This window comes from Pedobacter xixiisoli (genome assembly GCF_900215335.1).
Classification (GTDB): domain Bacteria; phylum Bacteroidota; class Bacteroidia; order Sphingobacteriales; family Sphingobacteriaceae; genus Pedobacter; species Pedobacter xixiisoli.
This window is the reverse complement of the sequence record NZ_OCMT01000002.1, coordinates 1,144,051-1,156,758: the sequence shown is the minus strand read 5'-3', so window position 1 is coordinate 1,156,758 and position 12,708 is coordinate 1,144,051. Positions and strand designations below refer to the sequence as shown.

Annotated in this window: 12 protein-coding genes; 7 read left to right on the top strand and 5 right to left on the bottom strand. The window is 37.9% G+C overall.

The window, feature by feature from the left end:
- Positions 1 to 124 precede the first annotated feature (124 nt).
- The 5 genes from CRO54_RS11225 (at position 125) to CRO54_RS11205 (ending at position 3,895) form a co-directional block, all read left to right on the top strand.
- On the top strand, positions 125 to 1,000 hold the full coding sequence (locus CRO54_RS11225) for a PAS domain-containing protein (RefSeq protein WP_171047880.1): 876 nt from the start codon (positions 125 to 127) through the stop codon (positions 998 to 1,000).
- Positions 1,001 to 1,025: 25 nt separating this feature from the next.
- Entirely contained in the window at positions 1,026 to 1,625 is a 600-nt protein-coding gene (locus CRO54_RS11220) for a DUF6624 domain-containing protein (protein WP_097131967.1), read from the top strand.
- A 39-nt stretch (positions 1,626 to 1,664) separates the two neighbouring features.
- Positions 1,665 to 1,922 (top strand): hypothetical protein, encoded by a 258-nt coding sequence (locus tag CRO54_RS11215; protein WP_138765807.1) that lies wholly within the window; start codon positions 1,665 to 1,667, stop codon positions 1,920 to 1,922.
- A 370-nt stretch (positions 1,923 to 2,292) separates the two neighbouring features.
- Positions 2,293 to 2,856, top strand: coding sequence for an AAA family ATPase (locus CRO54_RS11210; RefSeq protein WP_097131963.1), 564 nt, complete (start codon positions 2,293 to 2,295; stop codon positions 2,854 to 2,856).
- Between the two features lie 232 nt (positions 2,857 to 3,088).
- On the top strand, positions 3,089 to 3,895 hold the full coding sequence (locus CRO54_RS11205) for an alpha/beta hydrolase (protein WP_097131960.1): 807 nt from the start codon (positions 3,089 to 3,091) through the stop codon (positions 3,893 to 3,895).
- Positions 3,896 to 4,148: 253 nt separating this feature from the next.
- Here the strand turns inward: CRO54_RS11205 and map are convergent, their stop codons facing one another.
- Together map and CRO54_RS21595 are read right to left on the bottom strand one after the other, a co-directional pair.
- Entirely contained in the window at positions 4,149 to 4,913 is a 765-nt protein-coding gene (map, locus tag CRO54_RS11200; RefSeq protein ID WP_097131958.1) for a type I methionyl aminopeptidase, read from the bottom strand.
- Between the two features lie 66 nt (positions 4,914 to 4,979).
- Positions 4,980 to 5,114 carry a hypothetical protein gene (locus tag CRO54_RS21595; protein ID WP_262710536.1) on the bottom strand — a complete coding sequence of 45 codons (135 nt, stop codon included), beginning with the start codon at positions 5,112 to 5,114 and terminating at the stop codon, positions 4,980 to 4,982.
- 321 nt (positions 5,115 to 5,435) lie between these two features.
- On the opposite strand from CRO54_RS21595, the gene CRO54_RS11195 reads away from it, so the two are divergent.
- Positions 5,436 to 7,655 carry an NADP-dependent isocitrate dehydrogenase gene (locus CRO54_RS11195; RefSeq protein ID WP_097131956.1) on the top strand — a complete coding sequence of 740 codons (2,220 nt, stop codon included), beginning with the start codon at positions 5,436 to 5,438 and terminating at the stop codon, positions 7,653 to 7,655.
- Between the two features lie 428 nt (positions 7,656 to 8,083).
- Here the strand turns inward: CRO54_RS11195 and CRO54_RS11190 are convergent, their stop codons facing one another.
- From CRO54_RS11190 to CRO54_RS11180, 3 genes are all read right to left on the bottom strand, one after another.
- A complete protein-coding gene (locus CRO54_RS11190) occupies positions 8,084 to 8,422 on the bottom strand; it encodes a GIY-YIG nuclease family protein (protein ID WP_244904290.1) in 339 nt (112 codons plus the stop codon).
- A gap of 283 nt (positions 8,423 to 8,705) precedes the next feature.
- A complete protein-coding gene (locus CRO54_RS11185) occupies positions 8,706 to 9,146 on the bottom strand; it encodes an SRPBCC family protein (protein ID WP_097131954.1) in 441 nt (146 codons plus the stop codon).
- 132 nt (positions 9,147 to 9,278) lie between these two features.
- Positions 9,279 to 9,692: a VOC family protein gene (locus tag CRO54_RS11180; RefSeq protein WP_097131952.1), complete on the bottom strand. Its 414-nt coding sequence runs from the start codon at positions 9,690 to 9,692 to the stop codon at positions 9,279 to 9,281.
- Between the two features lie 143 nt (positions 9,693 to 9,835).
- On the opposite strand from CRO54_RS11180, the gene CRO54_RS11175 reads away from it, so the two are divergent.
- The gene (locus tag CRO54_RS11175) at positions 9,836 to 12,673 is read left to right on the top strand and encodes a S8/S53 family peptidase (RefSeq protein ID WP_097131951.1); all 2,838 of its coding nucleotides are present in this window, start codon (positions 9,836 to 9,838) and stop codon (positions 12,671 to 12,673) included.
- Positions 12,674 to 12,708 lie beyond the last annotated feature (35 nt).

Below are 12,708 nucleotides of genomic sequence, written 5' to 3'. Positions count from 1 at the left end.
TAAAATATGGATGATAAATTGCGTTTTTGTCAGATCTTTTACTCTTTTTAGCTCTGCTATTATGCCTTTTAATCTCAAAATTTTTAGATATTTGGTAACGTATCTATTTTTACAACGCCTTGAAATGAAGAAATTTACAATCACTCTAGTTGTGGTTTATTTAATGGTGGGAGCCCTTTGGTTGGTTAGCGGTTCTTGGCTCATTAACGAACTAAAGACGGTAAAGTCTGTATCTGGTTTCCAATATCTCTACGATATTAAAAACTTACTTTTTTTAATTATCAGTATCGTTAGTATTGTATGGATTATTAACGGAAGGTATCATAGACTATTGTTAAAAGAGCAGGTGCTTAATGCGCAACTTAGCAATAGGGAGCAACAGCTTAACGAGGCACTTCATAACTATGAACTGGTTACTAAAGCTAGTAATGATCTAATATGGGATTACGATATCGCGAAGGATGAACTAAAATGGCTACATGGCTACAAAGAGCTTTTTGGTTATGAAGATGATGTGGTGGTACAAAACACCTTCTGGAAAATGAAACGTATCCATCCAGATGATCGTGAGACTATCATTTCTTTGTTTGAAAAGTTGGTGAAAGGAGAGAATTTAACATGGAATACAGAATATCGGTACCTATGTGAAAATGGCTCGTATAAATACGTGAGTGATAGGGGCTATGTAATTAGGGATGAGGAGCACCGAGCATTAAGATTATTGGGGGCTATGCAAGATATAGATCAGGCCAAAACCTACAGTAAATTACTCGAAGAACAGAATCAAAGGCTGCGGGAAATTGCCTGGCTCAACTCTCATGAAATTAGACGCCCATTGAGTAACGTAGTAGGCCTAATGCCCATGTTCAAATTAAGTTTAAACGACATTGAAAGCTTAACTCAGTTGCTTTCGCTATTGGAAACTTCTGTAAGCGAACTGGATCAAACGGTACATAAGGTAAACGAACAAACCAATACTTTAGGTGCGGTGGAAGGATGATTTAGAAAGAAATCTAAAAGAAAAAATGAACTACAACCAAATTGCTGAAAAACTAATTGACCTGCAAAATGCAGATTTGGCATTAAGGGAAAAGCTAGTTAAAAGTGGAAGGCTTAGCGAAGGGTACGATGAAGAAATGAAAGCTTTGCACAACCGTAATGCTAAACTCTTGAACGAAATTATAGCGGTAATTGGTTATCCTACTGTTGAAAAAGTGGGTAAAGAAGCGAGTGAGGCTGCTTGGTTGGTCATACAGCATGCTATTGAGCAACCTCAGTTGATGAAGAAATGTGCAGAATTATTGAGAATCGAGGTAGCGAAAGGAAATGCGGAACCTAAAAGTTTAGCCTACCTTTACGACCGAATAGCTGTATTCGAAGGGAAATCACAATTGTATGGAACTCAATTCGATTGGGATGAAAATGGAGAATTGAGTCCGAATGCTTTTGATGACCTGGTTGAAGTGAATAAAAGGAGAAGTTCTGTTGGACTAGACACGCTGGAAGAGCAAACTGCGTTAATTAGAGCAAATGCAAAGAAGGAAAATCAACAGCCTCCTAAAGATCTCGAAAAAAGAAGACAAGAGGTAGAAGCTTGGAAGAAAAAAGTCGGTTGGATAAGATAACAAAAGAAGTAAGGGCGAAACATTTTTCGCCCAATAAAAATGAATATGGAACTAACTGAACTAAGCAACGAAGCGCTTTTAAAAAAGAGCAAAGAACTAAAAAACGGTAAGATAATGAATGCCGCAATTGTTGGTTTTACTATCGGGATTTTCTGTTACAGTGTCGTAAATAATGGTTTCGGGCTGTTTACTTTCTTCCCTTTAATTATTACCTATTTAGTGGTTAAGAATGCTAAAAATGATAAAATTTTAGCTGCTGAAGTGGAAAAAGAATTGAAAGTTAGGGGATTGGGCTAAGTTCAATAATTTTGCATTTATTTATAGCTTATTTTCAGTTATATCATCTTCGCGTTTTGTTCGATATGTGCTAAAAACAGATGAACAAGTCCAACCAAGATCGCAGTAGAAACCCCTATTGTTGAAAATAGGCAATAAAGGAATTAACCAGTGATAGTGAGGCTATACCAAACCTATCTAGCGCTAAAAGGCAAGTTTGATAGGATATGAACGGACTTTAAGAGACTTTGCCGTTTGCTGGGGTGTAATCTTTGGATGAATATAGGAAAAATAGAGCATAGAAATTTATTTGCTTCGTGATCGGCACCGAAAATGAGAAAAATTTAATTTCATAAACTTGTTAATTCTTAACACTTTTCAAATCTAAAATATGACTTTAAGGAAGCATAACTGCTATGTAATTACAGGCGGTCCAGGAGTTGGCAAAACAACGCTTTTAAATGAATTAGCTAAACATAGCTATTACACTGTCCCTGAAAATGCAAGAGCAATCATTAAAGAAGAAATGGATAGCGGAGGGGATGGGCTTCCGTGGAAAAACAAAGAACGTTATACCTATTTAATGTTAGAGGCAGCGGTATTGAGTTACCATAGAGTTTCAGTTAACGATGATAAAATTTACTTTTTTGACCGAGGAATTTTAGATGCCATTTGTTATGCCGATATGATAGGTCTTAATATTTCTGCAGAAATGGACCAACTAGCTAAAACATTACTGTACAACATCAAAGTTTTTATGCTGCCACCTTGGCAAGAGATTTACCATACTGATAAGGAGCGAAAGCAAACTTGGGACGAAGCACTGTATACATTTAAGAAAATGAAAGCAACCTACCTCAACTATGGATATGAAGTGGTGGAATTGCCAAAAGATACCGTCAAAAATAGAGTGACATTTGTGCTGGAAAAAATGAATGCTACATCCAATTATTGAAAGTAGTAAAAATTATGCTGCTTAAATAAATGCTGCATCCTAACCATTAGCTCATAAAATTAATGAATACGATTATTCTAAAATTTAGGTTCACACCCGACAAATTTTCAAGTAGACCAGTCAATGCACCTGTTCAATATATCATGCATTAATTCAATTAGAATTCCTAAATTGGAGCGTAAATTAAACATCGCATAAAAAATAAAATTTCAATTGAATATTTAAATTAACCATGAAACAGCTATTACTTTCTCTTTTTGTACTAATTGCTTTAAATGCTGCTGCGGCTAACGTAGATACCGTTAAAACTTATAGCCCTTCTATGAAAAAGGAGATAAAGGCGGTAGTAGTTACGCCAGCCAATTACAAAGAAAAAAGTAAGTTTGCTGTGGTGTATTTGTTGCACGGTTATTCTGGTAATTATGCGAATTGGGTGAATTCTGTTCCAGCCATTAAAGCCTTGGCAGACCAGCATCAGTTGATTATCGTTTGCCCTGATGGTAATTATAATAGTTGGTATTTGGATAGTCCAGAGCTACCAAACTCAAAATACGAAACCTATGTTGCGCATGAGTTGGTCAAATGGATTGATGGAAATTACAAAACCATTGCCGATAAAAAAGCTAGAGCCATTACAGGTTTGAGTATGGGCGGACATGGTGCTTTGTATCTCGCTTTCAAACATCAGGACATATTTAGCGTAGCTGGGAGTATGAGCGGTGGTGTAGATATCAGGCCTTTTCCAAACAACTGGGATATGACAAAATTGTTGGGTACTTATGCAGCAAAACCTACAAATTGGGATAATGCTTCGGTAATTAATTTGACTAATCTGTTAACGCCAAACTCGCTAGCTTTAATTGTACAGTGTGGTACCGAAGATTTCTTTTACAAGGTAAATGTGGCTTTGCATGAAAAGCTAACCTATCAAAATATTCCACATACTTTTATTGCTAACCCAGGAGCACATAACTGGAAATATTGGGCAGATGCCATTCATTACCAATTGGTGTTTATCAAGGCGAATTTGAAAGAGTAAATGAGGAATGACCAATAGTCAACTAGAATAACCAAAATCCAATAATTAATTTCCAACGACGAAAAGCTAGCGACGAGCAACGGCTGTGCAAGCACGGATTAAAGTAATCTTTAAAAGCCTAGCTACCGCATTACGATCCCCAGTCAAGCTGAGGATGACGGCATTAGGAGTAGAACTGCTGAAAAACTAGGCAAGAATAGGAAAAGGAGTTATGAAACCAACTGATCCCTGACTACTGATTCCTGACCCCTAACTAATCCCACACACCATTTCCTGTTGTAAGAATAACAGGCTTACCATCCGTTACGATGATAGTATGTTCATGTTGAGCCATATAACCACCTCTGTTGCCTACCATGGTCCAACCATCTGCTAAAGTTTCTGCAATGGTAGAATCTGTGGAGATGAAGGTTTCGATAGCTACTACAGAGTTTTTCTTGAAACGAGTTAAATTAAAGCGGTCTTTGTAGCAGGCAACCTCATGCGGTTCTTCGTGTAAACTACGACCAACACCATGACCAGTCAAGTTTTTAATCACTTTGTAGCCACGTTTTTTAGCTTCGGTTTCTATTAAATGTCCGATATCTGAAATACGCACACCTCCTTTAATATTAGCAATGGCTTTTTGTAGGATTTCTTTTGAAGCATTCACTAATTTTTGATGTTGATGGATATCCTCTCCCAATATAAAAGAGCAACCATTGTCAGACCAAAAGCCGTTGAGCTCTGCCGATACATCGATATTAATCAGATCGCCTTCCTGCAAAATTCTTTGAGCAGTAGGTATGCCGTGGCAAAATTCATTATCAACGCTAATACAAGTATATCCAGGGAAATTATAAGTAAGAAAAGGGGCAGATTTAGCACCAAATTCTTCTAGCATCTTTCCTCCAAAATCATCTAACTCTTTGGTACTCATTCCAACCTTGGCATAGTCCTTCATCGCTTTTAACGTTAGGGCTACAGCTTCGCTGGCTTTTTGCATTCCTTGTAATTCGGCTTCGTTGGTAATAGACATGGGCTTTTAGTTACGCTTCAAAAAATAATGAGGCAAAGTTAGTTAAATTTAGAAACCTAGTCTGTCTTAAGGATGTAATTTAGCGTAAATCCATTGGCCCAAAGCATAGCCGTTTTGGTAAATCCCTATGGCAACAATTAAAATAATGATAGGAAAAAGGATTTTGACCCACTTGGATTGCATGAGTTCTTCTCTGTTCATGTTTTAGTTTATTTTAGGTTTTGTTTAGAACGAGACAATGGTGGATTTGTTACAGTAACTAATTGAAAAAAGGGTAGCCGAAAAATTGAAACCACATAGATACATAGGTTTCAATAGTCAAATTTAATTGAGCACTCTTGATAATACGTTTGCTCACGTTGGCGTCCTCGCCAATGTGTTAATTTGATTGTTTCTGCGTTGTTTTAATGTATAAATAACACTAAGCTGTTATATTTTTCGCTTGTTTATTTTATCTTTAGACGATTTTATCAATCGGTTCGCTATTAGCGGACATTTTTCAAACTTCATAAATAAATATACATGTCAAACTCATCAAAAATTATCTATACCAAAACAGACGAGGCTCCATTGTTGGCTACTTATTCTCTTTTACCTATCGTACAAGCTTTCACGGCTTCGGCAGGTATCGATGTAGAAACTAGGGACATCTCTTTAGCAGGAAGAATTTTAGCGAACTTTCCTGAGTTTTTAAAAGATGACCAAAAAATTGGAGATGCATTGACAGAGCTAGGCCAATTGGCAAATACACCAGAGGCCAATATCATCAAATTGCCAAACATTTCTGCTTCTATTCCACAGTTGAAAGAAGCTATCGCTGAATTGCAATCACAAGGTTTTGCATTACCTAACTTCCCAGAAGATGCCAAAACTGATGAAGAAAAAGCAATCAAAGCAAAATATTCAAAAGTATTGGGTTCTGCTGTAAATCCAGTTTTACGTGAAGGTAACTCAGACCGTAGAGCACCAAAAGCGGTGAAGAACTATGCAAAAGCTAACCCACATTCAATGGGCGCTTGGTCATCAGATTCTAAAACTAAAGTGGTAAGCATGAGCGAAGGCGATTTCTATGGTTCAGAAAAATCTGTTACCGTTGAAAACGACACGCAATTTAAAATAGAATTTGTAGGTGCTGATGGTGCTGTAACTGAATTGAAAGGTTTAGCTAACTTAAAAGCAGGTGAAGTAATTGACAGCTCTGTATTGAGCCTTGCTAAATTGAAAGCATTTGTAGTAGATGCAATTGAGCAAGCTAAAGCCGCTAACGTATTATTGTCAGCACACTTAAAAGCAACGATGATGAAGGTTTCTGACCCTATCATTTTTGGTGCAATTGTAGAGGTTTACTTTTCGGAGGTTTTCACTAAATATGCCGAACTTTTTAAAACTTTAGGTGTGGATACACGTAATGGTCTAGGCGATGTTTATGCGAAAATTGCTGGTCACGCACAAGAAGCGGAGGTTAAAGCTGCAATTGATGCTACTATCGCACATGGTCCGGCGTTAGCCATGGTAAACTCTGATAAAGGCATTACGAACTTACACGTTCCTTCAGATGTAATTGTAGATGCTTCGATGCCTGCAATGATTCGTACTTCAGGCCAAATGTGGGATAAAGATGGTAAGCCACAAGATACAGTAGCGATTATTCCAGATAGAAGCTATGCAGGTGTTTATACTGCAACTATCGATGATTGTAGGAAAAACGGTGCTTTAAATCCAACAACTATTGGTTCGGTGCCAAACGTAGGTTTAATGGCGCAAAAAGCGGAAGAGTACGGTTCTCACGATAAAACTTTCCAAGCTACGGCTAATGGAACAATCTGTGTAACTGATGCTGCGGGTAATGTTTTCTTCGAACAAGCTGTAGCAACCGGAGATATCTTCCGTATGTGCCAAACTAAAGATGCTCCTATCCAAGACTGGGTTAAATTAGCAGTAAATAGAGCTCGTTTATCTAGCACTCCTGCTGTTTTCTGGTTAGATGAGAACAGAGCACACGATAGAGAAATCATTAAAAAAGTAAATAAATATTTGCCAAACTTCGATACCAATGGTTTAGATCTTCGTATCCTAGCGCCAATTGAAGCTACTAAATTTACTTTAGAGCGTATCCGCAAAGGCGAAGACACGATTTCGGTAACGGGTAACGTATTACGTGATTACCTAACCGATTTATTCCCGATTTTAGAACTAGGTACTTCAGCGAAAATGCTTTCTATCGTTCCATTAATGAATGGTGGTGGTTTGTTCGAAACTGGAGCTGGTGGTTCTGCACCTAAACACGTAGAGCAGTTTGTAAAAGAAGGTTACTTACGTTGGGATTCATTAGGTGAGTTTTTAGCGTTACAAGCTTCTTTAGAGCACTTGTCGCAAACGCAAAACAATGCAAAAGCGCAAGTATTAGCTGATGCCTTAGATGAGGCTAACGCGAAATTCTTAGCAACGGATAAATCTCCAGGTAGAAAATTAGGAACTATCGACAACCGTGGTTCTCACTTCTATTTAGCTTTATATTGGGCTGAGGCTTTAGCTGCACAAACTAAAGATGCTGAACTTAAAGACAGATTTGCTCCTTTAGCGAAAGCATTAGCTGAAAACGAAGCGAAAATTACTGGCGAATTAATCGAGGCTCAAGGTAAAGCGCAAGAAGTTGGTGGTTATTATCATCCAAATGATGAATTAGCTGGAAAAGCAATGCGCCCTAGTGCTACTTTAAATGATGCTTTGGCGAGTTTGTAGGTAGATAGGAAATAGGAATTAGTGTCTAGGTGTTAGTATCTAGTAATTATAAAAATCCCTCGATAGTTCATCGAGGGATTTTTTTATTGCTCTAGCTTAAATAGTTCGTCATCTCGAACGAGGAACGAGGAGAGATCTAGCATTCTGTTATTTTATTGTACATGTTGATTTTCTAAGTTGCTAGATTTCTCACTGCGTTCGAAATGACGGAAATGGCTAGGTCACTCGCTGATTAAAACTGTAGTAAGAAATTAAGGGTTACTTAAATAGTTCGTCATCTCGAACGAGGAACGAGGAGAGATCTAGCGATTTGATATTATTAATTTGACTGGATGTTAGATGATTTTTGACTACGTTTAATTTTGTTTAGAAACGATGGAAGTAAGAAGCTTTCTGTTAGTTTGATATTGCAGATATGGCTAAATATTCTACCACTCCTTCACTTCATTCCAAAAATCTTTCCAAGATGGATTTACAGTATTAATTAATTGTTCCTTCTTTTCTCTTCGCCATTTTTTAATTTCTTTTTCTCGCTCTATAGCTGCTACGATATCTGTAAATGTTTCGTAATAGACACAAATTATTGCATTATATTTCGCTGTAAAAGATTGCGAATGTACTTTCTCTCGATGTTCTATTAAACGAAAAACTAAATCTGAAGTCACTCCTATGTAGAGTACAGAACGGTTAACGTTGGTAAGTATGTAGATGTATCCGCCTCTTTCCATAGTTAAAAATAGCAATAATTTCCAAGTCAGTTTCGTCATTTCGAACGAGGTATGAAAAGAAATCTAAAGTCTTGATATTATTAATTTGATGGCATGCTAGATTTCTCACTGCGTTCGAAATGACGGAAATGACTAGGTCACTCGCTGATTAAAACTGTAGTAAGAAATTAAGGGTTACTTAAATAGTTCGTCATCTCCGAACGAGGTTACGAGGAGAGATCTAGCGACTTGCGCCTAGCTGTTCATTTTTCAAGTCGCTAGATTTCTCACCGTGTTCGAAATGACGTAAGTTTTAATATTTCTGCTAATCTTAATATGTCTACTAAGCCTCTTCCGCCAATTCCTTAACTTTCTCCAAAGCTAAAGGCCATTTCTCTTCGAAATAGCTTTTATATTCTTCGTTAGTATCCATTTCTACACTTAATAGCGATTTGCCGTCTTTGGTGCTCAGCTTGTAGTTCTCAAAAACATCGCCCCATTTTTTTGCCTCTTCACTTTCATAATCTTCCACACCATTTTTGTAAAAGCCTAAGTGTTGGATGGAAATGTATTCGTTAGGCATATGTTCAGCGATTTTAGAGGCCATACCATCGCCTTCAGCATTTACAAAAAATACTTTACTTCCAGCTTGCCAATCGGTTATTGCTCTTGAGCCTTCAGCGAAAACTGCAGTCCATTTTGGGTAGCTGGTTTCTCCTAAAAGGATATCCCATACTTTTTCTTTGGGCGCATCAATTTCGATTTTGAAATATATTCTTTCCATAGTAACAAGTTTTTAGCCACAGCACTTGTCCCGATATCGGGATGCACAGATATATAAATGATGTTTAAAAAATACCTTTTATATCCTCTAAAAATCCAATAGGTATCTGTGCATCTTTGGCTTATTAATAATTTATTGTTTGAATTTACTAAAATCCATGAATAAAACATTCCATTTATGCCCATCTAAATCTGTGAAGCCACCACCATACATCCAGCCGTCTTTTTCTCCACCTTTTGCATAAATGTCAGCACCTGCGGCTTCAGCTTTCGCTAAAATTTCATCAACTTCTGTGGCGCTTTCTGCATCTATAGAAATCAAACATTCCGTTTTATCGTTTAAATCAGCGATTTTAAAAGGCGTAAAACTACTGAACACCTCTTCACTAAAGAAGTTAATGATAAAGTCTCTCTGTCCAATTTTAAAGGAAGCCATAGCATCACTTTTTGGTGCATGATTATTTAACGTGAAACCAATTCTCTCAAAAAAATCAGTGGTTTTCTGAATGTCTTTAACTGGCAGGTTAAGCCAAATATCTTTTGTCATGGTTGATTTGTTTAATGAATATAACCAAATTTCACGAAAATTGTTGATGTTGAAGGGGGTAAAAGAGACAATATAGCGGGCGAAAAGTACGTCGATATTTCTAATTAAAATATTATGTAACTTAGATTAACACAATTAAACCTATGAAAAAAAGTTACTTATTCATCATTTTCTTATTTGTACTTTTTGCTTTTACCGAGCAAACTCCAATGGTAAAAGCTAAGTTTAAGCTGCCTGCCGGAATTACCTCGAAAGACTATCTTCCCAATAATTTGGTCATCAAATTTAAAGAGGGGACAAGGTTAGATATTGCTACGCAAAGCGCCGAAAAGGAATTGAGCGCCAACGGTATTTCCTTAACAGTGCTGGAGCCGATTTTCAATTCTGGTGCTAAAGCAAGTCAAGCTTCTACCAACGATAAAGGCTTCCATTTTGAGAATTATTACCATGCCAAATATCAGGGTAATGCTAAGATAGAAACAGCCATCAACACCTTATTACAGAACGAAAGTATAGCTTATGTGGAACCAAGTTATATTCACAGCACTTGGTACACACCCAATGATGTTTCGTATGGTAGCCAGTTTTACTTGCCACAGGTTAAAGCTCCACAGGCGTGGGATGTTTTGAAAAATTCTTCCAACGTCATCATTGGGATTGTAGATTCTGGTTCTGAAACTACCCATCCAGATTTGGCAGCCAACATTTATTACAACACTGCCGATCCTATAAATGGAATTGATGATGATGGAGATGGTTACATAGATAATTACGCTGGTTGGGATTTTTGTGGTGCTTCTGCAACTACTATGATTGGCGACAATGACCCGAATGTAAAAAGTCATGGGGCAGAACACGGTGTGCATGTAAGTGGCATAGCGAGTGCTGTTTCAGATAATGGAGTTGGTGTTGCAAGTTTGGCTTATAATGCAAAGTTACTCATCGTAAAAGCAGGTGCTGACGATAATGGAACTTCTATTTACAAAGGTTATGAAGGAATCAAATATGCGGCGGATAAAGGTGCGCATATCATCAATTGTTCGTGGGGTGGTGCTGGCGGCGGTCAGTTTGGGCAAGAAATGGTGAATTACGCCATCAGCAAAGGTTGTCTGGTCGTAGCTGCTGCCGGCAATTCTGGGAACGATAACCCTGTGTATCCTGCTGCTTTTGAAGGTGTATTGGCAGTGGCAAATGTAAACCCCAACGATACTAAATACTCAGGCTCCAACTACGGTACGTATGTAGATTTGTCTGCTCCAGGACAGGGGATTTACAACACGATTTACAATAATAGTTATGGCTATTATTCGGGAACTTCTATGTCGGCACCGTTGGTTTCTAGTGCAGCAGCGTTGCTTAAAGCTAAATACCCAAATTACACAGGCTTGCAGATTGGCGAAATATTAAGAACAACGGCTGACAATATCGATGCGCTAAATCCTAATTATGTGAATTTGTTGGGCAAGGGACGCTTAAATATTCTTCGAGCATTAACAGAAAGCCCCGCTTCGGTTCGTGCACAAAGCGTTTCCATCAGCGACCAAAGCTTAGGAAATAGGGCGCCAAATACAGAAATAACCTTGCAATTTGCTTTGAAAAACTTCCTGATTCCAGTAACGGGATTGACCGTGAATATAACGAGCAATAGTGCATTTGTACAAGTTGTAGATCAAAATATCAGTGCCGGTAATTTTACTAGTTTAGAAACGAAGACAGGAATTGGGCCAATGCGGGTAAAGGTATTAGCTGGTGCTCCAGAAAATCATGAGGTCATTTTGACTTTAAGATACACTGGCAATAACGGCGCCTACGTAGATTCGGAGAGTTTCAAAACGGTAGTTGCACTAGATTATCTCAATATTGCCGTTAATAAAATTAGTACTACACTTACCTCTAATGGTAGGGTAGGTTATAGCAAAGCTAATGCTGCTGCAGGTTTAGGTTTCATGTATAAAGATGAGAATATGCTGTTTGAAGCGGCTTTGCTAATCGCTAAATCTGAAACACAGGTAATGAATAACGCCAGAGCTTCTGCTGCAAGTAGCGAAGATTTTAAGAGGCAACAAACAGCAGCAATGGTTGCTTCGTCTAAGGCTGCATTTGAAGGTACCAGTGTATTTACTGATGCAGGCAGTACAAATCCATTGGGTTTGAGCATTCTTTCTAGGGCACTAGCTTTCAGTTCTACAGCGGATGAAAAATACGTCATCATGGAATATGAAATCACTAATACTAGTAACGCCGATTTACAAAATATCTACACTGGTTTATTTACTGATTGGGATTTGGATGATGCATCTGCTAATGCAACCCAATATGACGCAACTACAAAAACTGCTTACGTTTATGCGAAGAAAAATGCGGCTTATCCATACGCCGGCATACGATTGTTGAGTTTAAGTACAGCTCCCGCTTATTATCCGTTGTCGTATCAGTTGCCCAATAGTTTGTTGGCGGATAACAATTTTACTGTAGCAGAAAAGTATCAAACATTAACATCTGGTATACATGCTACAGGTTTGGGACACGATAATGCCAATGGTTACGATGTGATGTTTACCATAGGCAGCGGCCCTTACAATATCGCAAAAAATGGAACCGTAAAAGTTGCCTATGCTTTTGTGGCGGGAGATAACCTAAGTCAATTGACGACGATAGGAGCTGCCGCTGAGCTTAAATACAAGGAAGTATTAACCGATCGAATTAAAAGTATCCCTGTGGAGTATGCGCTAAAGCAAAACTATCCCAATCAGGCGAAAACCTTTACGTTTATTCCTTTAGACTTGCCTGAAAGAACCAATGTTGATATTACTATTTACGATGTTACAGGGAGAAAAGTAGGTAAGGTAACCAATGGGACTTTAGACGCGGGGAGCTATCGTTTTTATGTGGATGTGAGCAAATTTGCTAATGGAGTGTACACTTATCAACTGAAAACTTCAAACTATAAGCAGGCTAAGAAGATGATTGTGTCTAAATAGATAGGTTAAACTGTTTGTCTTTAATCTTTGCTCTT